Annotated in this window: 27 protein-coding genes, 1 pseudogene and 1 riboswitch; of the genes and pseudogenes, 15 read left to right on the top strand and 13 right to left on the bottom strand. The window is 41.2% G+C overall.

Annotated elements, in window-relative coordinates:
• Window positions 1–37: 37 nt before the first annotated feature.
• From treP to ACTHRG_RS00130, 3 genes are all read right to left on the bottom strand, one after another.
• Entirely contained in the window at window positions 38–1441 is a 1404-nt protein-coding gene (gene treP / locus ACTHRG_RS00140) for a PTS system trehalose-specific EIIBC component (RefSeq protein WP_076256892.1), read from the bottom strand.
• Window positions 1442–1718: 277 nt separating this feature from the next.
• Complete coding sequence (tatA, locus tag ACTHRG_RS00135) at window positions 1719–1892, bottom strand: twin-arginine translocase TatA/TatE family subunit (protein WP_035327434.1); 174 nt, start codon at window positions 1890–1892, stop codon at window positions 1719–1721.
• Between the two features lie 102 nt (window positions 1893–1994).
• Window positions 1995–2729, bottom strand: coding sequence for an NAD-dependent deacylase (locus ACTHRG_RS00130; RefSeq protein WP_076256890.1), 735 nt, complete (start codon window positions 2727–2729; stop codon window positions 1995–1997).
• Between the two features lie 147 nt (window positions 2730–2876).
• Here ACTHRG_RS00130 and ACTHRG_RS00125 point away from each other — a divergent pair, with 147 nt between their 5' ends.
• The 7 genes from ACTHRG_RS00125 (at window position 2877) to ACTHRG_RS00095 (ending at window position 8064) form a co-directional block, all read left to right on the top strand.
• Entirely contained in the window at window positions 2877–3290 is a 414-nt protein-coding gene (locus ACTHRG_RS00125) for a YkvA family protein (protein ID WP_076256888.1), read from the top strand.
• A gap of 78 nt (window positions 3291–3368) precedes the next feature.
• Window positions 3369–3477, top strand: a riboswitch (TPP riboswitch).
• Between the two features lie 112 nt (window positions 3478–3589).
• A complete protein-coding gene (locus ACTHRG_RS00120; protein ID WP_076256887.1) occupies window positions 3590–4594 on the top strand; it encodes an ABC transporter substrate-binding protein in 1005 nt (334 codons plus the stop codon).
• A gap of 14 nt (window positions 4595–4608) precedes the next feature.
• The gene (locus ACTHRG_RS00115; RefSeq protein ID WP_076256885.1) at window positions 4609–4902 is read left to right on the top strand and encodes a thiamine-binding protein; all 294 of its coding nucleotides are present in this window, start codon (window positions 4609–4611) and stop codon (window positions 4900–4902) included.
• A complete protein-coding gene (locus tag ACTHRG_RS00110; RefSeq protein WP_076256884.1) occupies window positions 4899–5666 on the top strand; it encodes an ABC transporter permease in 768 nt (255 codons plus the stop codon). The genes ACTHRG_RS00115 and ACTHRG_RS00110 overlap by 4 nt, the downstream gene beginning before the upstream one ends.
• A complete protein-coding gene (locus ACTHRG_RS00105) occupies window positions 5663–6397 on the top strand; it encodes an ABC transporter ATP-binding protein (protein ID WP_076256882.1) in 735 nt (244 codons plus the stop codon). The genes ACTHRG_RS00110 and ACTHRG_RS00105 overlap by 4 nt, the downstream gene beginning before the upstream one ends.
• An 11-nt stretch (window positions 6398–6408) precedes the next feature.
• Window positions 6409–7176, top strand: a complete 768-nt coding sequence (locus ACTHRG_RS00100; protein ID WP_076256880.1) for a TatD family hydrolase — start codon at window positions 6409–6411, stop codon at window positions 7174–7176.
• A 147-nt stretch (window positions 7177–7323) separates the two neighbouring features.
• Window positions 7324–8064, top strand: a complete 741-nt coding sequence (locus ACTHRG_RS00095; protein WP_076256879.1) for a hypothetical protein — start codon at window positions 7324–7326, stop codon at window positions 8062–8064.
• A 310-nt stretch (window positions 8065–8374) separates the two neighbouring features.
• Here ACTHRG_RS00095 and ACTHRG_RS00090 read toward each other — a convergent pair whose 3' ends face one another.
• Window positions 8375–8983, bottom strand: a complete 609-nt coding sequence (locus tag ACTHRG_RS00090) for a hypothetical protein (protein WP_076256877.1) — start codon at window positions 8981–8983, stop codon at window positions 8375–8377.
• Window positions 8958–9494 carry an RNA polymerase sigma factor gene (locus ACTHRG_RS00085; RefSeq protein ID WP_076256876.1) on the bottom strand — a complete coding sequence of 179 codons (537 nt, stop codon included), beginning with the start codon at window positions 9492–9494 and terminating at the stop codon, window positions 8958–8960. Before ACTHRG_RS00085 ends, ACTHRG_RS00090 begins: the two co-directional genes overlap by 26 nt.
• A gap of 689 nt (window positions 9495–10183) precedes the next feature.
• On the opposite strand from ACTHRG_RS00085, the gene ACTHRG_RS00080 reads away from it, so the two are divergent.
• The gene (locus ACTHRG_RS00080; protein WP_440230473.1) at window positions 10184–14482 is read left to right on the top strand and encodes a S8 family serine peptidase; all 4299 of its coding nucleotides are present in this window, start codon (window positions 10184–10186) and stop codon (window positions 14480–14482) included.
• Between the two features lie 49 nt (window positions 14483–14531).
• Here ACTHRG_RS00080 and abc-f read toward each other — a convergent pair whose 3' ends face one another.
• The 5 genes and pseudogenes from abc-f to ACTHRG_RS00055 form a co-directional block, all read right to left on the bottom strand.
• Window positions 14532–16304: a ribosomal protection-like ABC-F family protein gene (abc-f, locus tag ACTHRG_RS00075; protein WP_076256874.1), complete on the bottom strand. Its 1773-nt coding sequence runs from the start codon at window positions 16302–16304 to the stop codon at window positions 14532–14534.
• A gap of 336 nt (window positions 16305–16640) precedes the next feature.
• Complete coding sequence (locus tag ACTHRG_RS00070; protein ID WP_076256872.1) at window positions 16641–16841, bottom strand: hypothetical protein; 201 nt, start codon at window positions 16839–16841, stop codon at window positions 16641–16643.
• Window positions 16842–16959: 118 nt separating this feature from the next.
• Window positions 16960–17082 carry a YjcZ family sporulation protein gene (locus ACTHRG_RS00065; RefSeq protein WP_076256871.1) on the bottom strand — a complete coding sequence of 41 codons (123 nt, stop codon included), beginning with the start codon at window positions 17080–17082 and terminating at the stop codon, window positions 16960–16962.
• A 45-nt stretch (window positions 17083–17127) separates the two neighbouring features.
• Window positions 17128–17232 (bottom strand): YjcZ family sporulation protein, encoded by a 105-nt coding sequence (locus tag ACTHRG_RS00060; RefSeq protein WP_076256869.1) that lies wholly within the window; start codon window positions 17230–17232, stop codon window positions 17128–17130.
• Between the two features lie 176 nt (window positions 17233–17408).
• Window positions 17409–17808 (bottom strand): annotated as a pseudogene (locus ACTHRG_RS00055) (flotillin domain-containing protein); the annotation flags it as partial.
• A gap of 283 nt (window positions 17809–18091) precedes the next feature.
• Here ACTHRG_RS00055 and ACTHRG_RS00050 point away from each other — a divergent pair.
• Both ACTHRG_RS00050 and ACTHRG_RS00045 read left to right on the top strand, forming a co-directional pair.
• On the top strand, window positions 18092–18394 hold the full coding sequence (locus tag ACTHRG_RS00050; protein ID WP_076256867.1) for a hypothetical protein: 303 nt from the start codon (window positions 18092–18094) through the stop codon (window positions 18392–18394).
• An 81-nt stretch (window positions 18395–18475) separates the two neighbouring features.
• Window positions 18476–19282, top strand: a complete 807-nt coding sequence (locus ACTHRG_RS00045; protein ID WP_076256865.1) for a glycerophosphodiester phosphodiesterase — start codon at window positions 18476–18478, stop codon at window positions 19280–19282.
• A 21-nt stretch (window positions 19283–19303) separates the two neighbouring features.
• Here the strand turns inward: ACTHRG_RS00045 and ACTHRG_RS00040 are convergent, their stop codons facing one another.
• Together ACTHRG_RS00040 and ACTHRG_RS00035 are read right to left on the bottom strand one after the other, a co-directional pair.
• Window positions 19304–20785: a UDP-N-acetylmuramoyl-L-alanyl-D-glutamate--2,6-diaminopimelate ligase gene (locus ACTHRG_RS00040; RefSeq protein ID WP_440230409.1), complete on the bottom strand. Its 1482-nt coding sequence runs from the start codon at window positions 20783–20785 to the stop codon at window positions 19304–19306.
• 226 nt (window positions 20786–21011) lie between these two features.
• The gene (locus tag ACTHRG_RS00035; RefSeq protein WP_076256861.1) at window positions 21012–21752 is read right to left on the bottom strand and encodes a protein-glutamine gamma-glutamyltransferase; all 741 of its coding nucleotides are present in this window, start codon (window positions 21750–21752) and stop codon (window positions 21012–21014) included.
• Between the two features lie 228 nt (window positions 21753–21980).
• Here ACTHRG_RS00035 and ACTHRG_RS00030 point away from each other — a divergent pair, with 228 nt between their 5' ends.
• From ACTHRG_RS00030 to ACTHRG_RS00020, 3 genes are all read left to right on the top strand, one after another.
• On the top strand, window positions 21981–23417 hold the full coding sequence (locus tag ACTHRG_RS00030; RefSeq protein WP_076256859.1) for a carbon starvation CstA family protein: 1437 nt from the start codon (window positions 21981–21983) through the stop codon (window positions 23415–23417).
• 169 nt (window positions 23418–23586) lie between these two features.
• A complete protein-coding gene (locus ACTHRG_RS00025; protein ID WP_076256857.1) occupies window positions 23587–23709 on the top strand; it encodes a 3-methyladenine DNA glycosylase in 123 nt (40 codons plus the stop codon).
• Between the two features lie 15 nt (window positions 23710–23724).
• Window positions 23725–23991, top strand: coding sequence for a hypothetical protein (locus ACTHRG_RS00020; RefSeq protein ID WP_076256854.1), 267 nt, complete (start codon window positions 23725–23727; stop codon window positions 23989–23991).
• A 77-nt stretch (window positions 23992–24068) separates the two neighbouring features.
• On the opposite strand, the gene ACTHRG_RS00015 is transcribed toward ACTHRG_RS00020, so the two are convergent.
• Window positions 24069–24638 carry an HAD-IA family hydrolase gene (locus ACTHRG_RS00015; protein ID WP_440230408.1) on the bottom strand — a complete coding sequence of 190 codons (570 nt, stop codon included), beginning with the start codon at window positions 24636–24638 and terminating at the stop codon, window positions 24069–24071.
• 189 nt (window positions 24639–24827) lie between these two features.
• On the opposite strand from ACTHRG_RS00015, the gene ACTHRG_RS00010 reads away from it, so the two are divergent.
• Together ACTHRG_RS00010 and ACTHRG_RS00005 are read left to right on the top strand one after the other, a co-directional pair.
• The gene (locus ACTHRG_RS00010; RefSeq protein WP_076256850.1) at window positions 24828–25061 is read left to right on the top strand and encodes a helix-turn-helix domain-containing protein; all 234 of its coding nucleotides are present in this window, start codon (window positions 24828–24830) and stop codon (window positions 25059–25061) included.
• 153 nt (window positions 25062–25214) lie between these two features.
• Window positions 25215–25547 carry a hypothetical protein gene (locus ACTHRG_RS00005; protein ID WP_076256848.1) on the top strand — a complete coding sequence of 111 codons (333 nt, stop codon included), beginning with the start codon at window positions 25215–25217 and terminating at the stop codon, window positions 25545–25547.
• The last annotated feature ends 132 nt before the right edge of the window (window positions 25548–25679 follow it).

The following is a 25679-nucleotide window of genomic DNA, read 5'->3' as shown; positions in this document are numbered from 1 at the left end:
ATGGAATCATAGAACTCCATGGCATCAATCATTTTATTTAAGCTTTTTTAAATTTCGAGAAAGCTATAGTTAATACAAACGGCACAACTAGGGCAATTCCCATTCCGATAAAGAAAGCACCCCAGTTTTCCGCAAAGATGGAGAAGAATGCCGGTAAGCCGCCTACTCCAATTGACGGTGCCTTAACTCCATTAATAGTGATGAATATGCCTGCTGCAGCTGACCCAATAATCGCTGCGAAGAACGGATACTTAAAGCGAAGATTAACCCCAAACATCGCAGGCTCCGTTACACCCAGCCACGCTGAAATTGAAGAAGTGAGCGCAAGCCCTTTCAGCTTTTCGTTCCCTTTGCTTAACAGCATTATGGCAAAAGCGGCTGAACCCTGTGCAATATTGGATAGTGCCACCATCGGCCACAAAAACGTGCCGCCAATGCTGCCGATTAGCTGAAGATCGACTGCCAGGAATGTATGATGCATGCCAGTGATAACAAGAGGTGCATATAATCCTCCGTAAATCAATCCTCCAAGGGCCGGAACAGCATCAAAGATTCCGACAACCCCATTTGTAATCCAGCTGCCGATCGTGAATGTAATTGGTCCGATGGCAATAAAAGAAAGAAATCCAGTAATAAGCAAAGCGATTGGCGCGACAGTCAGAAGCTGAAACGCATCAGGAATTCTTTTTCGCAGAAATACTTCTATCTTAGCCAAAACATATGAAGCAAATAATACAGGCAGCACCTGGCCCTGGTAACCTACTTTTTCAATTTCAAGACCAAATAAATTCCACTTCGGCACTTCTTCTGCTGCACCATAGCCCCATGCATTTAAAAGATCCGGGTGCACCAGCATCAAACCAAGCACCATACCAAGAAGCGGACTGCCGCCAAACCGGTTTACAGCACTCCATCCAATCAGGCCTGGAAGAAATACGAAAGCAGTATTGGCAATCAGGTTAATGATGCTCGCCAGATCAGCCCAGTTTGTATAAACTTCAACAAACGACTTATCATCGAAGAAAATATCCGGCGCTGTCATAATGTTGTTGATTCCCATAAGCAAACCAGCTGTTACGATAGCCGGGAGGATTGGAATAAAAATATCAGCCAGTGTTTTAATTCCACGCTGCAGGGGATTTAAGTTTTCGGCAGCTGCACTTTTGGTCTCTTCTTTTGACGATTCGCCAATACCGGTTGCATCTGTCATTTCTTTATATACTTTATCAACAAGGCCTTGCCCAATCACAACCTGGAATTGGCCATTGGTGGAAAATGAACCTTTTACAATATCAATATCTTCGAGCTTTTCTTTATTGACTTTTCCTTCATCTTTTAATGCAAAACGCAGCCTTGTTACACAATGAGTGGCCGCAGCGATATTATCCCTGCCCCCGATAGCTTCTACGATTTGCTCTGCTGACTCTTTATTTGTGGCCATTCTACTCTCTCCTCCTGTTACCGTTTTCATATTAAAGAAAAAAACAGTTATAAGGTTCTTATTTATCGTTCTCGATTTTTATAAATCTATCCATTACACACAAACAAACTTGTATATACATGAACTGTTTACGCTTTCATTTTATCTTGTATATACATGTTAGTCAACTATTTTTTCTTTTCCATTTTATATACCCATTCACTCGGTTCGAAAGCCATAAAATAGAAAAACCGGCTTCGAGACTAATCGTCTGCAAAGCCGGTTCTAAACCAGTAGGCTATTTTCTTTTATCATCATCATCATCTTTAGTGAGATCACGGGTAGATTTCTTAAATTCTTTTAAGGTCTCCCCGAATGCTCTCCCTATTTCAGGAAGTTTTTTAGGACCAAAAATAATAAGAGCAAGAACCAGGATGAGAATTAAGCCTGGAATACCGATGTTTGATAACATGCTGAACACTCCTTATATATCATATCGCTTGAAACAGCAGTAATCATGTTCATTGTCCATTATAGGGGATTGACTCAAAAAATCATAGTATGAGGGCTATTTTTATGAATCTTCATTCTCCCGCTGTTTAAAAGCACGATCAAGTTCTTTGAGAACCTCACCAATTTTGCGCTCATGGATCACCTCATCAGCATAAAAGTCAAAATCAGTGGGTTCCATATTAATAATCACCAGTTTTGCTCCGTTTTGTTTTGCTATCAGCGGAAACTGATTGGCTGGTGTCACAGTCAGGGATGATCCCAGAACAATAAATAATTCTGCCTTTTCTGATTCTGCCGCTGCAAAATCTAAAGCCTGCTCAGGCAGCATTTCCCCAAACAGAACTACTGAAGGACGAAGCAGCCCCCCGCAATTACATTGAACGTGTCCATGCAAATATCCCTCGCTCGGGAACTCTTTTTTGCATTTCTGGCAATGGAGTGTCTGCAGATTCCCATGAAGCTCTGATACATTTTCACTTCCCGCCAGCCGATGAAATCCATCCACATTCTGGGTGATAATACTCTTTAAAATGCCTCTCTTTTCCCAATCAGCAAGAATATAGTGGCCTTTATGGGGGCTGCACTCCTTAAGCCCGATTACCCGGTGCCGATAAAATTCTATAAACTCCTTCACATTTTCATTCAATGCTTCAGTACTGGCAATTTTCCCAGGGTCTTTCCCGTTCCATAAGCCATTATTGGCTGACCTGAAATCAGGCAGCCCGCTTTCCGTTGACATTCCTGCTCCAGATAGTATTACTGTATAATTTGATTCCTTCAGCCATTTCTCAAGCACAAATACCAGCTCCCACTAAAATATTGTCACAGCTTTGAAGGCTGTTTCCATTTTTTTCTCCTGTTTAAATGTTTATGTCATGTCCGGTATGCGGTAAATAATAGATTATAATTGTTTATACGAATTATCAATATAGGAGTGATGGCTATGCCTGAAATAGAAACGAAAGACTATAAGGACGGCTATAAAAAATTTTCTTCCAGAGCAAAACGCTATGCGGATGATCCTGAAAAAACAAAAGGCCTGCTAAAAAAGGCTACACTTAAAGCTGAGAAAAACAAATCTTCGTTAAGTGATATATGGGAAAAGTTTCAGCTGCTGATCGATTTAGTTAAGGCATGGTCAAAAGGCGATTACCGGCATATCTCCAAAAAATCAATTATCTTTATTATTGCATCCATCCTATACTTTGTCTCTCCTATCGACCTGGTTCCAGACTTTTTAATTGGAATGGGTATCCTCGATGATGCAGCAGTACTTGGTTTTGCCGTCAGTCAGATTACAGGTGAACTTGAGAAATTCAAAACATGGAAAGAGAGCCGGACTATTGAAATGAAATAATTTTCAAATGGTGCCCATTTTGATAATGTCTGCTATAATAAATCATGGAAAGTATTCATGCCTGTTAAAATTAAATAGCAAGAAATGTAGGGGAACCGGTGTGCCGGTTGAGACTTCATCCTTAAGATGCTGACCCTTTGAACCTGATCTGGCTAATACCGGCGTAGGGAACATATTCTTAAACAAAAATAAATTGTTTTTTATATGCGTCCCGGTATTATGCCGGGGCGTTTTTTATTTTCTGGGCAGACTAATATCAACTTTCCTTACTACATAAAGCTTTTTTGGGAGGTTTCTGTATGAAAAAGTGTATAGCAGTTATTTCTGCGATGCTGCTGTTATCCGGCTGTGCCGGCAGCGGCCAGGATGCTAAGACTGGAAATGAAGATCCAGGCAGCAAACAAGAATTGAAAGAAGTTACTGTCGTACTGGATTGGACGCCAAATACCAATCATACCGGCTTATATGCCGCAAAAGAAAAAGGCTATTTTAAAGAAGAAGGGCTCGATGTCGAGATTATCATGCCAGGTGAAGCAGGTGCAGATCAATTGACGGCATCAGGCAAGGCTGATTTCGGTGTCAGCTATCAGGAAAGCATCACGGAAGCCCGTGTACAGGGTGTGCCGCTGGTATCAATAGCGGCTGTCATTCAGCACAACACTTCCGGTTTTGCATCCCCTGCTGAAAAAAACATTAAATCACCGAAAGACTTTGAAGGAAAAACGTATGGCGGGTGGGGAGCTCCTGTAGAAAAATCAGTAATTGACTCCCTAATGAAGAAGGAAAATGCCGATGCTGATAAGGTATCAATTGTGAACATGGGAGATGCAGACTTTTTTACAGCGGTTAAAAGAGATATAGACTTCGCATGGATTTATTACGGATGGACAGGTGTAGAAGCTGAGCTTCGGGGGGAAAAGATTAACATGGTCTACCTCACAGACTACTCAGAAAAACTGGATTACTACACGCCTGTTCTGGCAACGAGTGAAAAAATGATTGCAGATGATCCGGATACTGTCAAAGCATTTGTAAAAGCTGCAGCCAAAGGATATGAATTTGCAATCGGCCAGCCTGAGGAAGCAGCTGATATTTTGTTAAAGAATGCTCCTGACCTGGACAGCGAACTGGTCAAAAAGAGCCAGGAGTGGCTATCCCCGCGCTATCAGGACGATGCTGCCAGATGGGGAGAACAAAAGCTTGAGGTCTGGGAAAACTATGCAGACTGGATGCATGAAAATGGTCTTTTAGATAAAGAATTAGATGCCGGCAAAGCATTTACAAATGATTTCCTGCCGGAATAAGGAGAGTTTATGAAATGGCAAACGCACTTGTAAGCATTCAAATCATTCCAAAAACTAAAGATGGGGAAAGTGTTATCCCGTACGTTGATGAAGCAATCAGTGTCATTCAGCAATCCGGTGTTAAGTTCGAAGTGCATCCACTCGAAACAACGATGGAAGGCGATTTAGAACATTTATTGAAAATCATTGCTGATATGAACAGAAAAATGATTGAAAAAGGAAGCAGCAATGTAATCTCACAGGTTAAGATTCTCTATCAGCCCGATGGAATTGAAATGAGTGATTTAACGGAGAAGTACCGTCCATGATCAATGTATTCAGAAAAGGGTGGAGGCCGGCTGCGGTTCTCCTCCTTTTATTCATTCTTTGGGAAGTGGCGGTAAATCTGGCAGAGGTCCCTGTCTGGCTCCTGCCTCCCCCGACCGATATCATTCAGGAGGGGGTTTTAGGCTGGGATGGATTCCGCCCGCATCTTCAATCGACAGTCCTGCTTTCATTATGGGGATTTGCCATTGGCACTGTCATCGGATTGCTTACAGCTGTAATATTGCACTTATTACCTTTTATAAGGGAGTCTGTTTACCCGCTTCTCATCCTTTCACAAAATGTGCCAATAATTGTTCTGGCTCCTTTACTGGTTGTATGGTTTGGATTTGGCATACTTCCAAAACTTATTGTCATTACGCTGGTATGCTTCTTCCCCATTACTGTTGCAGCATTGGATGGTTTTCGGCAAACTCCGGCAGATCTCAGGCATTATATGCTGATGGCTGGAGCCGGCAGAGGACAGCTGTTTTGGAAGCTTGAGCTTCCCCATTCCCTTCCATCTTTATTTTCCGGGCTAAAGATCTCTGCAACCTATAGTGTGATGGGTGCTGTAATATCTGAATGGCTCGGAGCTAAAGCCGGAATAGGGGTATATATGACTTTAGCCTCTTCTTCCTTTCGGACAGACCGCGTTTTTGTAGCCATACTTGCGATTATGCTGTTAAGTTTGCTGCTTTTTGGAGGTATATTACTGTCAGAACGTTTGCTTATTAAATGGAAGTCCAGGGAGAGTGGCAGGAAATGATACAATTATCGGTTAATTCTCTAACGAAAAGTTTTGACTCAAATCTGGTTTTAAGCAATTTGAGTTTTCAAGTAAATGAAGGAGAGTTTGTTTCGATTTTAGGTCCATCAGGCAGCGGAAAGAGCACTATCTTTAACCTGATTGGCGGGATGCTTCTGCCTGATGAAGGGTCCATAATGCTTCAAAATGCCGAAATCACCGGCAAACGCGGGTCAATTAGCTATATGCCCCAGACACCTTCCCTGATGCCATGGAGAACTATCCTTCAGAATGTTCTGCTTGGCCAGGAAATTATGGGGAAAGCCGATCCGGAAACTGCCAGAAAAATGCTTCAAAAAGCGGGACTCGGTGACTATGAAAATGCATTTCCACATGAATTATCAGGAGGCATGAAGCAAAGGGCCGCCTTCATCCGGGCACTATTAAGCCCGCAGCCAATCATACTGCTGGATGAACCTTTTTCAGCTTTGGATGAACTTACCCGTCTTGATATGCAAAAATGGCTTCTCGATATTTGGAATGAACATAAGCCGACGATTCTGTTTGTCACTCACAATATCGAAGAAGCCATTTACCTCTCTGATCGAATATTAATACTCGGCAGCAAGCCTGCTAAAGTGGTTCAAGAATTTAAAGTTCCTTTTGGGCGGCCGCGAATGGAGGGAATTTTCCTGGATAAAAATTTCCTTGAATGCAAAAGAAGCATCCATCTTGCGCTGAAAAATCATTAGGAGGCAACAGCATGGATAATTATATTGATGCCCATATTCATCTTGATAAGTACAGCGATATTGATTTAGAAAAAATGTTTCATGAATTGCCGTTTAAGCTTTCACTTATTACTGTTTCAAGCGATTTAACCTCCTGCAAAAGAAACCTTGCTCTTGCAGAAATCTATCCCTTTGTTAAACCTGCCTTTGGTTTTCACCCTGAACAGGTTCTGCCCAATGATCATGATATATCAGAGCTTTTCAGCTGGATAAAGACTCACACAGAGCAGATGGCTGCTGTTGGCGAGGTTGGCCTTCCATACTATTTGAGATCTGAGGGGAGCAAGATTCAAGGCGGATATATTGAACTTCTCGAAGAATTCATAAAGCTTGCTAAAAAACGGGATAAGCCCATTATCCTCCATGCAATTTATGATGATGCACAGATTGTGTGCAATTTATTGGAAAAGCATTCGATTAAAAAGGCTCATTTCCACTGGTTTAAAGGTGACACTGCTGCAGCAAGCAGGCTGATTTCCAATGGGTATTACATATCCTTTACTCCAGATATCGTGTATGAAAAAGAAATACAGGGCCTCGTACGGGATTACCCACTGGATAAATTGATGGCAGAAACAGATGGCCCATGGGAATTCGAAGGCCCTTTTAAAAACAAACCTACCCACCCTTCCATGATGGCCCATTCCATCAGTGCCCTTGCTAAACTAAAAGAAATATCTTTCAGCAGCGCCCTTAAGAAGCTATATGATAATACAAAAAGCTTCTATAATATTAATTAATTCGCCTTAAAAAGTCTTTTACCACAAGGCTGTTTTTATATTCAGATTAGATAAAATATACTAGATAAATATAATCACATCGCACCATTCCTAAATATGGAAATATAGGTTAATCTTATATTGGACAATACTTTTAGGAGGTATGTGATGAAAAAGTATATTTTCTTATTCTTGACTATTTTACTAGTTTTCTCAGGCAATGTTTCTGCACAGCCCAAAAGCAGTACTGCTGATTTGACTGAGAAAGATTTCATGAAAGCTGTGTTGAAATCTGATGAGTTTAAGGAATTCAAATCTTCTATATTAAAAGATGCCTCCACCCAGCCAAAAGCTCTTATTGATGAAAAAGGAAAACAATATGGCTGGACAGTGCAATATGAAATTGAATACAACGAAAAAAATATTTCCTTAGATGAAAAAGCTCTCGTAAATTTTTCGTCCCTTCTATCTTTCTCCTTTGAGTCCGGGAAGGAATTAAAAGTGCGGCTGGTTGATTACAGCAGGCTTATTGAGGATCAGGCTTTTTATGTAAGAGACCTGAAATCTGAGGAAGAGACCAAGATAGATATCTCAAAAGACAGCACCTTTACTGATTATTTAACAGAAGTAGAATTGAAAAAAACACAGCTGATTAAAGAAGCGGCCAAAATCAATACAGTCTCTTCCGATAAAGCCAAAGCATCCGGCCAGCTATGCTACTACTGTACAAAGTATGAATGGCGCGGCGGGTATCCCTGCTCATCCGCTGACACTGAGTCCGAAGCTTCAGTATCATTCCAGCTTGAAGAAAACGGGCTGAATCCGGATTCTGTGGTCATTGAATGCTATGTTCCCCGCCACAAGGTGTGCGTTGACGGAGAATGGAGAACCTATTGCCCTATACAATGAAAAGAACGGCTAAGCGAATCGCTTAGCCGTTTTTGTTATCCTTTCGTGCCTGATGCGATATTCGAACCTTCTATAAAGTGTTCCATAGTGACGTTTTAAAAAGGTCATCAATCGTAAACATGCGTTTGAAATTATCAAGGCCGATAAAATTCATTTTTGAAGTAATATTATAGTCTGTAAAACTGGCAAATAAGGAAAATAATAACGGGCTAAGTGTCAGTCCCAGAAATCCGATTTTTGAAAAAATTCTCGATAATTGTCGAATTCAAGCTCTTTCTGCCTAAAAAAATGACCCCTTACAGGAGTCAAATTAAGGAGTCTTTTGAATGCTTTGTGCGATTGCTTCTATATATTCAAAAAATATGGAGCCCTCTGCAGCAGGAACTGAATAAATTTCTTCACTGTCAATCAGCTTAAAGTAAACTTCGCCTTGCTCGTTCCAGACTTTCATCTTTACCGGCTCTTTTCCCTTTAAATTAAATTGGATATCATAGGTTGGTTTGGCATCAATGACTGCCTCTGAAAGGATTGCCGAATTAATCGCATTTCTTGCCGTGTTTTCCCACTTTGGATCTTTTACAGTCGCGGTTTCAGCCGTATACTTTCCATCGGCAGAGAAGCTTTTCTCGGTTTCTGATATAGCAATAGTTGTTTGGCTTATAAAGCTATTCCCAAGCATCTCTGAACTGCTGCTGCCTCTGGTCATAGAATCCTCAGAAAAAATAATAAAAGCGAACATGACACAAGCAGCCATTACAGCGGCAGCAGATAAAAATCTCGGGAAAATAGCTTTCTTTCTTTCAGGTTTTTCCTCTATGCTCCTCAATATTTTTTGCAGACTCTCCTGCTTTTGCTTTTGAGACCGCGGAATACGTCCCAATTCTCGAAAGGAATTATCGGATCCGAATGAGCTCTTCATGGATTTCCCCCCTTTTCTGCAATTCTTTTTTTAGCGCTGCGAGTGCCCTGGAAGTGGTGATTTTCACTTTATTTTCGGACCAATTCAAGATTTCGGCCGTCTCCTTGATGGAAAACTCCTTTATCTTTCTCAAAATCAGCACTTCTTGATAGCTTAATTTCAAATGGCGGATTGCTTCATATAAGAGTGTGACTTTTTCACCCTTAATCATTATTTCTGTAGGAGTATCTTCTTCTGATTGGAGCTGGAATTTTTCTATTGAGAAAAATTTGAATCTGCTTTTTTTGCGCAAATAATCAATGGCTACATTTCTTGATATCCGGACAAGCCACGTAAAGATATGGGACTCCCCATTAAATTGATTCATATATTTGTAGGCTTTGATAAAGGTGTCCTGTGTCAGATCTTCCGCCACTTCCTTATCATTTACGAGAAGAAATATGTATCCATAAATTCGATCGCTGTACTCGCTGTATATATCTTCAAACGCTTCTGCCGATATTCTCTCCATTGTGGCGCCCCCTCGCATAGTATTAGACGAATAAGAATCAGAAAAGAAACACTTTTCCATTGTTTATGTAAAACATTTGGTAAAACCATAATCCAGAACCTGTTCATTTATCCTATATTTTAAAACAATCTGATTCCTAAGCATCAAATTTGAGAAAAATCCGAGAAAGCGCCTTTTTAACCGTAACTTTTTTCAATCTCTTTTCACCTGTAAAAAGATGAATAAAGTTACACCCCAGACTACCCATCTTCTGTTCATTTTTTTCAATTTTGAGTAAAGGTTTCCTTTAAGTTCTCCACCCTTTTTATTTATTTTATCATTCTGTGAAAATACTGCCTCCCTCCTTTTCCTTATTTTTTCCAAGATTCATTTGACTATATGGAAAAATGATACTTTTACTCTATAAATAACCATAAAAAGTTCATTCTTTAAGCATGTAACCCTTATTGACGTATGAAGCCTTATGGCTATTTTCATAAAACCACTGCAAAAAACATTAATTTTCGACAATCTCCAGCCTTTAATTTAGCTAAAGTACAGGATAACGGCAGGGTTTTCCATTTTTGGAAAGTACCCATAGGAGGTGGTTGAGTTCTTCATTGCAAACCAGCAATTTAAATGAATTAACAAAACAAGGAGGGAATTTTTTGAAAAGAAAAAGAAAATCATTGAATCGCATTCTGTATGTGATGCTGACAGCCTTTCTGATTTTGCCGCTGATGTTCCCAGGCATAGGGTCGGCAGAAAGCAAGAGCTCTCCGCATACTTCAGTTAAGAAAGCTGCTCCTCAGACAGCAAAAAGTAAAATTAACAGCTCACTGCTTAAACAATTTGACAAAGAAGATAAAGTAACATTCCTGATTAAATTCAAAGAACAGGCCGATACTTCAGCAGCAGTCAAGAAGGCTGAAAAAGCGGCTGCATCACAAAAACTGACAGCCTCTAAATCAAAATACATGAAACGCTCTGCAGTCCTGTCCTCACTAAGATCTACAGCTATTGAAACTCAAGGCCATGTCGCCGATTTTCTTCAAAAACAGGAAAAAGACGGCAAGGCAAAAGATGTTCAATCCTTCTACATCGTCAATGCAATTGCAGTAACAGCTACTAAAGACGTTATGGAGCAAATCGCAGTATTCCCTGAAGTAGAAAAGATTCTTCCAAATGAAACAAGACAGCTTCATAAACCTGTTAAAGAGGCAGAAAAATCTCTTAAAACACAAGCAGAAACCAGCTCGATCGAATGGAACATCGACCGCGTCGGAGCTCCTGCTGTATGGGAGATGGGAATTGATGGATCCGGTACAGTCGTTGCATCTATTGATACAGGTGTTCAGTGGAACCACCCGGCATTAAAAGAAAAGTACCGGGGCTATAACCCTGCACAGCCTGATTCTCCAGTACATGAATTCAGCTGGTTTGATGCCACTGCAGGGCAGACAGTTCCTTACGATGATCAGGGTCACGGAACCCACGTAACTGGAACTATGGTTGGTGCCGAGCCGAATGGAGGCAATCAGATCGGTGTTGCACCTGGTGCGAAATGGATCGCAGTAAAAGCCTTTACTGCAAACGGCGGAACTGATGTAGACCTTCTTGAAGCCGGTGAATGGATCCTGGCTCCAAAGGATGCTGAAGGAAATCCGCATCCTGAAAAAGCACCCGATGTTGTCAATAATTCTTGGGGCGGCGGACCTGGACTGGATGAATGGTATCGTCCAATGGTGCAGGCATGGCGTGCAGCTGAAATTTTCCCGGAATTCTCTGCAGGAAACACTACATTGTTTAATCCAGGCGGACCTGGTTCAGTTGCAACACCAGCAAACTACCCGGAATCATTTGCTACTGGTGCGACTGATATTAACAATGGCTTAGCAAGCTTTTCACTGCAAGGGCCATCTCCATACCAAGAAGTTAAGCCTGATGTATCTGCACCAGGAGTTAACATACGTTCCTCAGTTCCCGGAAGCGGATATGAAGGCGGCTGGAACGGAACCTCCATGGCTGGGCCGCATGTTTCTGCCGTTGCCGCGCTGCTCCGCCAGGTTGACTCAAGTCTGACTGTTGAAGAGATGGAGGAAATTCTGCTGACCACCTCTACTCCTTTGACAAATGGTACTTATCCTGAGACACCAAATAATGGTTTTGGATACGGACTCGTAAATGCCTTCGATGCGGTTTCTTCCGTACTGACCGGTCTTGGAAAAATTAAAGGCCAGGTTGCAAAAGAAGGAGATGACTCCGAAGCTCCTGAAGCCAATCATGAAGCACCTCAGGAAACATATGCAGGAATGGATCTCGCACTTGAATTGACTGCATCAGATAATGTAAGCGTCACAAGAGTGGATCTTGAATACTTAAAAGCTGACGGCAGCTGGGCCGCCATTGAGGCCGAAAGAACAGACGGCAACTATAAAGATGGTACTTACCAGGCAGTTATTCCTGGAGAAGACATAGCTGAACCTTCTGTAACTTATAAATGGAAGATCAATGATTTTGGCGGGAATTTAACTGAAACAGACTCCTATGAAGTGGCGGTAAGACCAGGAATCAGCATTGGCTATTCTCAGGACTTTGAATCACAGCCGGCCGGCTGGACTTCGTATGGACCGGAAAACAGCTGGGAGTGGGGAGTTCCATCATCAGGTCCTGGCAATGCAGCATCCGGGGAAAAGGTATATGCAACTAAACTTGACGGCAACTATGCAAATAGAGCAAACATGAATCTGCAGATGCCTCCTATTGACCTGCCGGAAGGAAATGCCTACCTTCAATTTAAGCAATGGCACGAGCTTGAAAACCGTTATGATTATGGTCACGTTTTTGTATCAACCGATATGGAAAACTGGGAACAGGCTCTGCGCGTAAACGGCAATACAACAGACTGGGTTAATGCAGAAGTAGACTTAAGTGCATACGCAGGACAGAGAATTTATGTAGCATTCAATGTAACTACAGATGGCTCTGTTCAGAAGCAAGGCTGGTATATTGATGATGTAAGGTTATCTGATACTCCAGCTGAACCTGCAGGCAAAGCACAGCTTGGCATCAGCAAGGATAAACCTTCTGCAGAATTAAAGAAGGAAAAGGTAAATCCTGATAAAATTGTTCCTGAAAAGGATGCACCAGCAAAAGATGATGAGAAACAGCATCAGCCGGCACCTGATCTTCTTCCGCTTACTGCCGAAGTAAGTGTGCTGGAATCAGGCAGGTCCGTATTTACTAATCCTCAAAACGGATCTTTTGAAATGACACATGCTTCAGGTGATTTCACTGTAAAAGCGGAAGCATACGGCTATCGTTCTCAAACACAAAATGTAAATATACCGCAGGATGGAGAAGCGACTGCAAATTTCGTCCTTGAGGAAATACCAAAAGGCACTGTCACAGGTGTTGTGACAAATGAAGCAACTGGAGAGCCTGTTGCAAATACTACGCTTCTTTTAATTGAAGATGCGGCAGTACAGCCAGTAACAACAAATGAAAACGGTGAATATACACTCACAGCCTATGAAGGCACATACACTTTAAAAGCAATGGCACCTTCCTACTACAGCAAGGAGCAGAGCATCACGATCGAAGGCGGCTCAACTCTTGAGCAAAACATTGAGCTTAAGCCATTTATCGGATATCCGGGTGAAATCGGATATGATGATGGCACAGCTGAAAATGCTCGTGCATTCTACGATGCCGGCAATGGCTGGGCAGTTAAAATGTCCCTTGCATCCGGCCATGACAGCGCAATGGTTACCGGCGGATTATTCCGCTTCTGGGATACAAGCTGGCCGACTCCGGGCGGTACAGACTTCAAAGTGGAAGTATACGATGCGAGCGGACCGGACGGAGCCCCAGGCAAGAAACTTGCAGGCCCATTTGAAGCAACAGCATTAAGAAACGGTGAATGGACACATGTAGATCTTAGTGACGAAGGAATCGTTACAAATGGCGACTTCTATATGGTCTATATCCAATCAGCACCAAATCCTAATGCTCCTGGCCTTGGCACAGATGAGGATGGAGAGTATGCAGGACGCAGCTGGCAGCTTGTAGGCGGAGCTTGGTCACCGTCGCCTGAAGATGAAGGTAACTATATGATTCGCGCGACAGTAAACTATGAAGTTACAGCACCTGTCATTACTTCACCAGCGGATGGAACATTTACAAACCAGGGTAAAGTTACTATTGAAGGTACTTCCGCTCCTACAACTACTGTAAAAGTATTTAATAATGGAGAAGAAGTCGCATCGGCTGGCAGTACAGACGAAGGCACTTTCTCAGCAGAGATTTCACTTACTGAAGGGGAAAACACACTTACTGCCAAAGCATCAACAGAGTCAGGGTCCACTGATGCTTCTGAACCTGTAAAAGTAATATATGATAAAACAAAACCGGAACTGTCCATTACAAGCCCTGCAGATAAATCGAAAACAAACAAAGAAACAGTCACTGTTAAGGGAACCGTTTCTGACGATAACCTTGATTGGGTAAAAGTAAACGGCCAGACAGCAAAGGTTACAGACGGTGAATACTCTCTTCGCATCCTGCTGGATGAAGGTGAAAACACCATTACAGTAACAGCACAGGATAAAGCGAAAAACAGCGAAGAGAAAACAATCACAGTCGATGCTAAATATACAGCTCCTTCCATAGAAAATCTTCTTCCTGCAGAAGACAAGGAGCTTAAAAAAGGCGAATCGGTAAAAATCGAATTTGATAGTGAACCAGGGTTAAAAGCTACCTTTGCCATCAGAATGCCTTTAACAAATGCTGGCGGCCACCTGAATAACGCAACTGAGCTTCCAATGATGGAAACTTCCCCGGGCCATTATGTCGGCTACTATACTGCCACTTCAAATGTAAAAGCACCTGGTGCCGAAATTGAAGTGAAAGTGATGGATGACTACGGCAATGAAGCCCGCAAGACAGCAGATGGAAAACTGTGGATTAATGCAAAAAAGAAGAATAATAACAGCACTAAAAAGAAGTAAATCAGATGTGAAGGCAGGCCCATTATTATTGGGGCCTGCCTTTTTGCACTTATTGATTTAACAATGTTCTTTTTTCTTTTACTAAGCCATTAAACTCCTTATCCAATTGGGCATATTTGCTGTCACCCTGAACAAGCAGACTGAGTTCTCCAAGAATCGCATTGATGCGGTTATCAATCACCATGATCCGGTCTTTTGTGGAATCATGAGCTTTTTCCTGCTGGGACCTTCTGGATTTCATACGATACTCCTTCAGGTTCATATCAAATCTGGTGATTTTATTTTTTTCAAATACAAGCAATCTTGTGCTTAATTTTTCCAAAAAATATAAGTCATGCGAAATAATGATAAGTGTACCTGAAAATTCCCTGAGCGTTTTTTCAAGTTGCTCCCTGCTTGGCAAATCCAAGTGATTAGTCGGTTCATCTAATATTAGGACGTCATATTCCTTTAAAAGCATGTCTGTGAGCTTCACCCTGATTCGCTCCCCCATGCTCAGCTGTCCAATCGGCTGAGTTAACTTCGCTTCCTTCATACCCAGATTTGCCAATAGGGTCCTTGCCCTGTAAATCTGCTCCCGTTCGCTGAGATCAAGTGCTTCAATGGCGTTTTTGGTTAACGGTAAATCATTAATATCCTGGTTTAAATAGGCAATCTTTAAAGTGCTGCTAATCCAGAGTTCCCCATCAGAAGGGGGTATCTCTTCCAGCAGCATACGGATAAAAGTGGTCTTGCCAGTCCCGTTTGATCCAAGAATCCCTATTTTTTCGCCATGCTTTATATAAAACTGGCTATCCTTGAAAAGAGTCCGATCTCCAAAGCTTTTTGAGAGGTTTTTAGCTTCAATGATCCTTTTTCCCCGTTTGCCTGCTGAATCAAATTGAAAGTGCACTTTTGCCTCTTCTGCCGGCTTCTCAATTCTATTTTTATCCAGTTCCTGCTGAAGCCTTTTCATTTTTGACTTCACCTGCTGATCCATCTTTTTAGCCTTCACTCTGTGGTATTCTTTAAAGCCCATCTGCCTATTTTCAGAAGGACTTCCGCCCTTAGTTGATTCCCTGTGAGCTTTTTCTGACCATTTTTTTAAATTGGCCATCTGATTTTCGATCCGATCGATCTCTCTTTGCTGAACATTAAATTGATGAAGCTGATCATCATAATTTTTCTGTTTTTGTTCCCGGTAGGCTGTGTAATTGCCGTCATACATGGTTAAAATGCCCTCCTGCAGCTCAAAAATCCTGCGGACAGCCTGATCAAGGAAGTGACGGTCATGGGAAATGACCATGACAGGACCGCAGAATTGGCCAATCTCCCCAATAAGCCACTCGATTCCCTGTAAATCCAAATGATTGGTGGGTTCATCCAAAATCAGCATATCCGGTTTTGATGACCAAACCTTAGCTAAGGAGAGCTTCAATCTTTCTCCCCCGCTTAAAGAATCAAGCCTTTCCGTTTTCCATTCTCGGAGTTTTGAGAGTCCTAATCTGCTTGCCTGACGGACAATTTCTTCTTCCGGGCTTTGGTCAGGAGCATGAATATCACTCACAGAATAATCTGCTGACTGATGCAGATAGGCGATTCTATATGGCTCCTTCATCCGCTCGATTGTCCCTTTATCCGCCTGGATACTGCCGAATAAAATATTGGCCAATGTAGTCTTACCTGTGCCATTTAAGCCAACAAGACCAATTCGATCCTGCTGATAAATATCGAATTCCAAATTAGAAAAAACCATTTTATCTCCGAATGATTTTTGAAGATCCCTGGCCATGATAACCGGTATACCGTTATTGTGGTGATTGCTGATTTTATTTGCACACATAAAAAAACCTCCCCATACCCGGAGAGGACTGTGCACCCATCATTGGACATGGTGCAAATACATAAAAAACGCGCGCCTAAATAAAATATAATCCGCTTAAAGACAAATAAGCAGACATCACTTCCGATAAGGAATGATTAAAAAAGGGCACACTAATCCTATGTTCTCCGGGATAAACTTTTTAAATATAAAAAGATACCAGAAAAAATAAGATTATAACTTCATGCCCCTAAATCATCCTTTCAACCTGTTTGATTGTAGTATATAAGCTTCTGGCTTTTATTGTCAATAGGCTCATGTTCAGCAATCGGATACATGCATCTGCCCCGGATACCATTAATCAATTCGGATATGTTTATTGGTAAGCTCCTTGAGCATATTTAATATCGTAGCTCTTTCCTCCAGATTAAAACCGCTTACCCACTCGGAAACAAGCTTATATTCATTTTGATGCATTTCCCGCTGAAGGCCGCCCTCCAATATGGAGTAAATTTCCCTCATAGTGTTTTCCCGATCCTGTGTTTTAAGTTCATCCATTTTGCAAACCTCCCTATTTCTTTTATGCTGCTTCTTTTCCCCATTTGGCATCTTTGGAAACACTGTTATGTATGCATACAAAAGAAAAGCAGGCTCCCCTGCTTTTCTTTTTAATCTATTACCACTTAAAGCAAGAAGCACCTACGATGATCAATAGGATGAATAGAACCACAATTAGCGCAAAGCCCCCGCCATATCCAGCACCACCGTATCCGCAGCCGCCATATCCGTAGCCATACATTATAAAATCCCCTCCCTTGCCAATTAAATCTGTCTGCATATTTTATTAGTAGAATCCACCGTAACCCCAAGAAGCACCGATAATAATCAGTAAAATAAACAATACAACTAAAAGGGCGAAACCGCCGCCGTATCCGCAACCGTCTGACATAGTCAATTACCTCCTTTGTTTGATTCAATATATCCTATTCAATTCACCCAGATTGTGCGATAGACGAATACACAGTTTTCTGCGCAAAATAGAAGCCTTCGGTGTGAAGGCTTCTATTTTTTGTTGATATAACGGCATTTTCAGGTTATCTCCCCAGATAAAAATAGGCAATTTCATTATTTCTTATGAGCGAGAGAGTGGCCTGGATATACTTAGCGGTCTGGACGGGTTCTTTTTCTTTGATTTCCTCAGTCAGCTGCTCCAGGCTTTGGCGGACGCTTCCTTTGCCTGAAATGATTTGGAGAAGCTCATTCACGTCAATGCCGGATGAAGCTTTCAGGCTTTCCTGCATAGTGGACATCAGGTTGGCGGCATAGCCGGTTACTTTATTGGCACCGCCATTAGTGCAGTCACCCCTGTATCAACCACTGTAATCTTATCAATATTCGATAACGGGCTAGCAAGCTGTTTCGCATATTCCGGAAGCATGTTAATGACCATATCCATCATAGCCGCCTGGCCATACTGTTCAAATGCCTCGGCAATTTTTCTCTTTGCCTCTGCTTCTGCCAAACCATCCTATTCATTTTTATAGTCAGGCTATCAATCCCGTGCCTCCTTCCTTTTTACTATTAAAGCTTAATTTATATACGGACAAAGGCCAGAAAATATTTCATTTTTCTTAATTTTCCCAATTGACACTGCTGCTTCTTCTGCTTGTCTAACTTTCACCCAATTATAGTCATTTTCATTACTATTCCTGCATACCATATTTGAGGATTTAAAATCCTTTTGAGGATTAAATGGTGAAAAATGGTGGAATAAACCAATATATCTGGTTAGCGGAGGGATAGGAATCATGACAAGATCTGAATTGCATATGGAGAAGCCTAAGAGCAAATTTATGCTGGTGTCAATTGTCCTATTGGGATGTTTAGCTGCTGTCTTTACAGCATTATATTTTTATTCTCAAAGCCTCATTACTATAGAAGCCCCCAAAAAAGAACTGGGTGAGAAAATCATCATCCAGCTTCCTTCCGGAAAGAGTGTATTTACATATGAAAACCTTATAGTTGAAGAAGAAGGAAAACTTTTTTATAAAGGCGAAAGAAATACCCTGGATTTGACTGGCGGTACAATTGTTTATGAGGATTGGGAATAAACAGGATCAAAACTTGGTAATCCTCTGCAGTTGACAAAATGTTTTCACATCCTATAAGATGAGCAAAAATGGCGAGGAGAAATGACTTTGAAGGTAATGAAAAATGTGATTTTTACAGCTTTAGCTACAGTTATTTCATTTTTCGGCATTAAGAAAATAGCAAATAATGCACATATGATAAAAAGAATTGGCCATCGGGGAGTTGCCGGCTACTGCCCGGAAAATACTTTTCCCTCATATGACCGGGCAATCGAAATGGGAGCAGATTATCTGGAAATTGATGTGCAATTAAGCAAGGATGGAAGGCTGGTCGTGATTCACGATTCCCTTGTAGACCGTACAACTGACCATAAAGGAAAAGTCTCTGACTTTACCTTTGATGAGCTCAGAAAAATGGATGCCGGCAGCTGGTTTTCTGCAAAATTCAGCGGTGCCTGTATCCCTTCATTTGAAGAGGTCTTGGACAAATATGCGGATCGTGTCGGGCTTTTAATTGAGTTAAAGAAACCATCCCTATATCCGGGCATTGAAAAGATGATCGCCGAGGAACTAAAAAAAAGAAAACTTGATTCAAAAGGTCAAGACCATATTATTGTGCAGTCATTTGAAACTGCTTCAATGAGATTATTTCATGAACTGATGCCGGAAATCCCTGTCGCCATCTTAATCAACTATCCTCCTGACAAAATGGAGATAAAAAATATTGCCGAATATGCAAGCTACCTGAATCCTAAGTGGACGGTGGTTAATAAGCGCGTGATCGATTTAATACATGCAAATGGCATGAAAGCAATTGCCTGGACTGTGCGTTCCAAGAAAGAAGCAGATAAATTAAAGCATTTTCCACTGGATGGAATTGTAGCTGATTATTTAGACCTTATTGAATAGACAAAAAGGGTGCAGACCAAGTCATGGTCTACACCCTTTTTTTATAAGACTGCCTGTTTTCTTCCGGTATTCAGCAGCTTTAAGGTTTCCAAAATCATTATCTGCCGGTAAAGCAAAAGATTGTTGATAAGCTTCAGGACCTTTCCCGGTAATAAAGATCCAGTCATTCTCTTTTGCTTCAGCCCAAGCTTTCCGGATAGCCAATGTCCGGTCGGGGATCACTTCACCCTTACCGTCTCCATATTCATTGTTCAGAGAAATTAATTGGCTTAACATTTCATTTTCACACTCATCGTTGAGGTCATCAGCGGTCAAATAAAATTTATGGCAGTATTTTGCCGAAACTTTAATCATATCCACACGTTTTGATTGATCTCTTCCGCCCCGGAATCCATAAATTTGAAGGATTCTTTCAGCCCCCTGCTGCTTCGCAGTGTCCAGACAATATTCAAACGCATCCACTGTATGAGCATAATCCACGACAAATTTAGCTCTTGATGGATGAATAATCATTTCAAAACGTCCGGGTATACCCGGAAATGAAGCCAAAGCCTTAATCATATCTTCCGGGTCTATCCCCAATTCAATACCTGTCAAAAAAGCCATTGCTGCATTATAAACATTATGGTGGCCCGGAAGAGGAAATTCAATTTCAAACGATTTCCCTCTCACCTCGAGAATAAAAACAGTCTTCCCATTTATAGCAGTGTCTTTTATTGAGCAGCACTTCTCATCACCCAGCATAATCAACGGAATCTTTTCATTTTGCAGAAGCCCTGCCATTTTTTCTCCCCATGAATTATAAAGATTGACGACTCCTTTACCGTCTTCTTTTAACAAGGTAAAGATTTTCTTTTTATCATAAAAATACCGATCCATACTATCATGATAATCCAGATGGTCATGAGCCAGATTAGTAAATAGCGCGTAGTCTAATTCCAGACCTTCAGTTCTTGACTGTTCCAGCGCATGAGAAGAAATCTCCATAACGACAAACTCATCATGGCTTTTACTCAGCATTTTTTGAATCTGCAAGGCATCCGGTGTCGTGTTGCAGGTCTTATATTCCTTGTTATTAATAAGGTTTGATACAGTACCCAAGAGGGAGCAGGTCCTGCCTGCAGTCTCCAGTATATGCTTTAAAATATAGGCAGTGGTCGTTTTCCCATTAGTTCCTGTAATACCTATTATTTTATGCTTTCTTGATGGGCGATCATAGAAGCAATTCGCCAGTTTCCCCAGACTGGTTCTGCTGTCCGTTACTTTTATGTAAGGCACATTTAACTCAATTGCTTCCTCACCCACTACGGCAGCCGCCCCATTTTCAACAGCTTGTCCAATGAAGTCATGTCCATCTGCCTGAAAACCTTTAATAGCAACAAAAAGGCTTCCTTTCCCCACTTTGCGTGAATCCATTTCAATCCCTGTAATATCAGGATTGTCTGTAAGTACACCCATCTCCCCGCTATCCTTTAGGCAATTAATAACCTGGGATAATTTCATATTTCTGTCTCCTTTAATGTTTAAACATCAAGTAATTTGGTGTATATATATCTATAATCATTATCTTTTGTTTTCCCACATTCTCAGGAAATATGCCTTCTTTAGGATACAAATATCGAGGTATGAGTAAAATCGTCTTAATATACTACAATTGAGGATAATTCTGGGTGAATGGCTTCTGAAAAATAAGCGATTCACCCTATTGAAATGTCAGCTTTATTGCGTTTCACACTATAGATAATGGTCGCTTGGCAAACTGGGATAGATACTTCACGTTCAATCGGCTATGCTGTGAAATGAGATAAGCATCCCTTGTAGCACCTGGCTTTCTAAGCGTGTTAAGAGCTCTTATCATCCCTGCTTCGCTTTCCATTCCTACTCCATGCCCAAAGAACATGCCCCCGCCCAAATAAACGGAATTCTCACCTGTCCAAACTGGATGATCATAATCAGGATTGTAAAAATAAACTACATCACCAGGTATGAAATTCCGGCCTCTTTTGGTAACAATCGACAGATCGTGATCATAATTCCAATCCCATACAAGAAGTCCCTGAAATAGTGTATTGAAGCGGCTGACAGAAATGGAGTCCAATACAGCTTTATAAAAAATCAGCACAATGGCTGTTGTACATTCAAAAGCATATTCCCAGCTGTTCGTAAACACATCCATGATTGCATCGGACGGTAAAACAGATGGATCCAGCAGGTATCCATATTTGGTCCTTCTCCATATGCGCGAATTAAAGCGTGATGTATTAAAGGGTGCAAACTCCACACGGCTCCCATGAAGCTGCCTGGCTGCTTTGATAATATTCTCCCTCAAAAGAATATCAAATAGCAGTTCATGTATTGAATCGTACTGATGAGTCTCGGGACTGCTCTCCAGCGCCAGATAAATTTCACGCTGAACTCCAAAAAAACTGGAACCCCCCGGTTTATTCTGATTATTCGAAAGGATAATCATTGTCTTCCCCCCTTCAAATGAACTTATAGTAGCTTATGGTTTCATTTGCAGGAGGGTTCCTTCATTATTTGACTTCCATCACGTTATCCAATCCAAGTTATTATTATCGGAAAATATCTTTTTTTCTGAAATAAGCTTGCTTTTTATTCCAGTTTCCTTGTACAATATTCAACATATTCTTAAGTTTCAGATTATACTTATAATTATTTACAACAGGGGGATTTTTTCATGGCGACTTTTCTAGGTTCGATTGTTTTGCTGATTGCAGGTTATGCCTTTTATTCCAAGATAGTAGAGCGCATATTTGGTATAAATGACAGCAGCCCTACACCTGCTTATACGGAAAAAGACGGAATGGACTTTGTTCCGATGAGCTGGTGGAAAGGCAGCTTGATTCAGCTGTTGAATATCGCTGGGCTAGGTCCCATTTTTGGTGCAATTATGGGTGCATTATACGGGCCCGCAGCTTTTATCTGGATTGTTGCCGGCTCCATTTTTGCCGGGGCGGTTCATGATTACTTCTCAGGGATGCTTTCTCTTAGGCATAAAGGAGAGCAATTTCCAAGCATTGTCGGAAGATATTTAGGAAAACCGGCCAAAACGTTCATTAATATATTTTCAATTCTCTTAATGGTTTTAGTTGCCGCTGCATTTACTGCCGGTCCGGCACAGCTGATTTCAAGTATAACTCCCTTAAGTTTTATGGCATCATTGCTCATTATTTTTGCTTACTTTATCCTTGCAGCTGTTTTGCCTGTAAACCGTATTATAGGAAAGATTTATCCTCTATTTGGAGCAATATTAATCTTTATGGCAGTATCCATTGCAGTTGCATTGCTTTTCAGCGAAAAATCCATACCGAATGTGACACTGTCTAATCTTCATCCCGGTGAACTGCCAATCTGGCCATTACTGATGGTCACCATTTCCTGCGGAGCGATCTCAGGTTTTCATTCAACACAAAGTCCGATTGTCTCACGCACATTAAAAAAGGAAAGTGATGGAAGAAAGGTTTTCTATGGCGCCATGATTGGCGAGGGAATTATTGCTTTAATCTGGGCAGCAGCGGGCATGACCCTTTTCGGTGGAACTGGAGGTCTTCAAGATGCATTAGCGGCTGGCGGTCCAGCGGGAGTGGTTAATGAAATTTCCGGCAGCCTCCTTGGTACGCTGGGTGGAATCCTTGCTATACTAGGAGTAATCATCCTGCCGATTACAACAGGCGATACCGCCCTTCGTTCCTCAAGAATGATGCTGGCAGAATCACTTTCATCTTTACTAAAAATGGATGGGAAATGGAAGGCTGTCATCACCACCTTACCTGTGGCTCTTCCTACTTTATATCTGGCAACCATCGATTACTCATTCCTTTGGAGATATGTCGGATGGACAAACCAGGTTACAGCAGCGGTCATGCTTTGGACAGCCACTATGTATCTTTTGAAAAATAACAAATTCCATTGGATTAGCGGTGTTCCTGCATTGTTTATGACTGGTGTAGTATCCACCTATATCTTCTATGCCCCTGAAGGCTTTAAAATGGATTATCAACTATCAATGATAATCGGATCAGTCATAACCCTCTTAATTACCGGCTGGTATGTTTATCAAATCCTTAAACAAAAGCAGCTGCGCAAGAATAACCCCAACCTAAAAGCTGCCTAAAGCGGTAAAAAATGCACCTCACACAAGAGTGAAGGTGCATTTTTTTATGGCCTTATAGAGCAATTTCTCCTCTTTCGGATTAAACAGTTAAACTCTTGCAATCCGTCATTTAGGTTTTACTCCACTGCCAGAGGGTAATGAATACTAACAGTTAAAGGAGGGTTTAACTATGGCTGATCATAACAATTCAGAAAAAAATAATTCGATAGAACAAAATAAAAAGAAAGAAAACGATAGAGATATCGAACCCCAAAGAGAGCCTGAGAAACCTCAGGAAGAAAACAGGAAATAAGGAGGGTGAATAACAGTGGCTGACAAAAACATTCAGGATGGAAAGATGGATAATCCCGAGCAATATAAAACCGAGAAGGAAAGTTTATTCGATAAGTATGAGAGCGAAAAAAATGTTGATCCTATACCAATGGAAGACTTAAAACAGGAGAAGGAAGAAGAAAAAAACGGATCAAAAATAAAGAGCAGTTCATCAACAGAGGAAAAGTACAAAGCAGACTTTGAAACAATAAAAAAGAAAAAGCTGTTTGGCGATAAATATGACGATGGAACAAGAACGTAAAGAAACACATGCTGCTATGAAGGACCAATTCAATATTAAAGAATACCTCCTGGCACCCAAAAGTGCCAGGCTTTTTACTAATATAGCTTTATTTTCTTATTGAAATCTCTATAGTGGTTCAGATAATAATCTGCTCCAGGAGCTTCATTCTGAAAAAGGCAGGTCCTGATGCCAAGTTTCTTTGCAGGCAGGATGTCTATTTTCCTGTCACCTATTGCTAAATCAACCTTATACTTTTCATGCAGAAATTCATAAGAAGCTGTGTGAGGCTTGCGGGGATAGCCATCGTCTCCTGCTACCATATCGGTAAAGTATCCATCTAATTTATGGAAGGTTAATATAGAAAGAACATCATCTCTTTCCTTGTGAGTCATGATGACATTCTTATCAGACTGCTTTAATACCTGCTCCACTTCAGGAAAAGGCTTTAAATCATTTGGACGCAGCTGTCTCGCCCTCATCCTGATTGTTTTTATTTGTTCGTCATTTAACTTGAAATGTTGAAATGCATCGCCGAAAGAAACCTTTAGCTGGCAAAAAATCTCTTCATCGGAAACCTTTTTATCATTCATAACCTCTCTCACGATCGCTGTGTAAGCTGGATATGTATCAAATAAAGTGCCATCAAAATCCCAAAGTATATTCAACAGGCAAAGCTCCTTTCTATTTTCTTTTTATCCTCTTATTTAGTTATTATACCTCCAGCAATCTATTAAACTGCTTTTCCATTGTTATTAAATTACTTTGACAAACCTATATCACAATGCTAATTTTATAGCTATAAGACAAAAAACATAGCCCTGAAAAATGGGTGAATTGTTAAAGGATGAATTAGAATGAACAAAGAAATTATTAAATTAATCAGAAAGAGCTATAACATGACACAGCGTGATTTCGCAAGAGTTGTCAGCTGCAGCTTCTCTTTAATAGCTCTGGTTGAGGTGGGCAAGAGAAGAGTAACAGCTGATCTGGAAAACAAGATCAAAATTGCTTTTGACCTCGATGACCAGCAGATGCAGTCACTTGCTTCTCTTGTTTCGGAAATCAGCAAAGTCCCCCCTTTTATGTAAACAGAGGCGGCCGTTTTAAACCTTCTCTTTTAAGATAATATAGACCACAAAGCAGCAGCCCGCCAATAAAATAGGCATTTGCCGTGTCTCTCCGCCCATTTATGCATAGATTATAGGGAGTTTTAGGATTTTTGCATAAAAGGAGAGTGCCCAATGTATCCATATGGCTATTATCAAGGTTATCTTCCTCAGCCAGCAGCCCACTTCACCCCAGAATATGAAATTCAGCAGTTCGAACAATATGATACGGAAAGACAGCCCCAGCAGCTGGAGAGAAGAGTTACCGCTTTGGAAAGGCAAAATCAGGATCAATCCAGAGAGATTACCCGCCTTAACAGGCAGCTGGTCAATTTGACTGATCAGGTCAGAATGCTAAATCAGACCGTTGACCGCCATACACGAAGGCTGAATCGGCTAAACCAAAGACTAAGAGCAGTTGAGAATAGACTTAACATCCCTTTCACTCCATTTGATGGGGAATTCTAAGGGGGAGTTTTGTGCTTTTTGCTCCGCTTAGAAACCAAATTTGCCCCAATCTCATTGAACTGCCCCCTGTCAAGTAGACAGTAGAAATAATAAAAATGATTTAAGCGGCTTTAGTTCTATATTCCATAGGGC

The sequence above is a fragment of the Cytobacillus sp. SAFR-174 genome (genome assembly GCF_051964675.1).
In the GTDB taxonomy this organism is placed as follows: Bacteria; Bacillota; Bacilli; order Bacillales; family Cytobacillaceae; genus Cytobacillus.
The sequence above is the reverse complement of the archived record's forward strand: the minus strand, read 5'-3'. Positions and strand labels throughout refer to the sequence as shown.

Bases quoted from the DNA above. Each gene is read 5' to 3' on its own strand.
- treP (WP_076256892.1), bottom strand. From the start codon at position 1,441: ATGGCCACAAATAAAGAGTCAGCAGAGCAAATCGTAGAAGCTATCGGG.
- tatA (WP_035327434.1), bottom strand. From the start codon at position 1,892: ATGTTATCAAACATCGGTATTCCAGGCTTAATTCTCATCCTGGTTCTT.
- ACTHRG_RS00125 (WP_076256888.1), top strand. From the start codon at position 2,877: ATGCCTGAAATAGAAACGAAAGACTATAAGGACGGCTATAAAAAATTT.
- ACTHRG_RS00120 (WP_076256887.1), top strand. From the start codon at position 3,590: ATGAAAAAGTGTATAGCAGTTATTTCTGCGATGCTGCTGTTATCCGGC.
- ACTHRG_RS00115 (WP_076256885.1), top strand. From the start codon at position 4,609: ATGGCAAACGCACTTGTAAGCATTCAAATCATTCCAAAAACTAAAGAT.
- ACTHRG_RS00110 (WP_076256884.1), top strand. From the start codon at position 4,899: ATGATCAATGTATTCAGAAAAGGGTGGAGGCCGGCTGCGGTTCTCCTC.
- ACTHRG_RS00105 (WP_076256882.1), top strand. From the start codon at position 5,663: ATGATACAATTATCGGTTAATTCTCTAACGAAAAGTTTTGACTCAAAT.
- ACTHRG_RS00100 (WP_076256880.1), top strand. From the start codon at position 6,409: ATGGATAATTATATTGATGCCCATATTCATCTTGATAAGTACAGCGAT.
- ACTHRG_RS00095 (WP_076256879.1), top strand. From the start codon at position 7,324: ATGAAAAAGTATATTTTCTTATTCTTGACTATTTTACTAGTTTTCTCA.
- ACTHRG_RS00090 (WP_076256877.1), bottom strand. From the start codon at position 8,983: ATGAAGAGCTCATTCGGATCCGATAATTCCTTTCGAGAATTGGGACGT.
- ACTHRG_RS00085 (WP_076256876.1), bottom strand. From the start codon at position 9,494: ATGGAGAGAATATCGGCAGAAGCGTTTGAAGATATATACAGCGAGTAC.
- ACTHRG_RS00080 (WP_440230473.1), top strand. From the start codon at position 10,184: ATGCTGACAGCCTTTCTGATTTTGCCGCTGATGTTCCCAGGCATAGGG.
- abc-f (WP_076256874.1), bottom strand. From the start codon at position 16,304: ATGTGTGCAAATAAAATCAGCAATCACCACAATAACGGTATACCGGTT.
- ACTHRG_RS00070 (WP_076256872.1), bottom strand. From the start codon at position 16,841: ATGGATGAACTTAAAACACAGGATCGGGAAAACACTATGAGGGAAATT.
- ACTHRG_RS00065 (WP_076256871.1), bottom strand. From the start codon at position 17,082: ATGTATGGCTACGGATATGGCGGCTGCGGATACGGTGGTGCTGGATAT.
- ACTHRG_RS00060 (WP_076256869.1), bottom strand. From the start codon at position 17,232: ATGTCAGACGGTTGCGGATACGGCGGCGGTTTCGCCCTTTTAGTTGTA.
- ACTHRG_RS00050 (WP_076256867.1), top strand. From the start codon at position 18,092: ATGACAAGATCTGAATTGCATATGGAGAAGCCTAAGAGCAAATTTATG.
- ACTHRG_RS00045 (WP_076256865.1), top strand. From the start codon at position 18,476: ATGACTTTGAAGGTAATGAAAAATGTGATTTTTACAGCTTTAGCTACA.
- ACTHRG_RS00040 (WP_440230409.1), bottom strand. From the start codon at position 20,785: ATGAAATTATCCCAGGTTATTAATTGCCTAAAGGATAGCGGGGAGATG.
- ACTHRG_RS00035 (WP_076256861.1), bottom strand. From the start codon at position 21,752: ATGATTATCCTTTCGAATAATCAGAATAAACCGGGGGGTTCCAGTTTT.
- ACTHRG_RS00030 (WP_076256859.1), top strand. From the start codon at position 21,981: ATGGCGACTTTTCTAGGTTCGATTGTTTTGCTGATTGCAGGTTATGCC.
- ACTHRG_RS00025 (WP_076256857.1), top strand. From the start codon at position 23,587: ATGGCTGATCATAACAATTCAGAAAAAAATAATTCGATAGAACAAAAT.
- ACTHRG_RS00010 (WP_076256850.1), top strand. From the start codon at position 24,828: ATGAACAAAGAAATTATTAAATTAATCAGAAAGAGCTATAACATGACA.
- ACTHRG_RS00005 (WP_076256848.1), top strand. From the start codon at position 25,215: ATGTATCCATATGGCTATTATCAAGGTTATCTTCCTCAGCCAGCAGCC.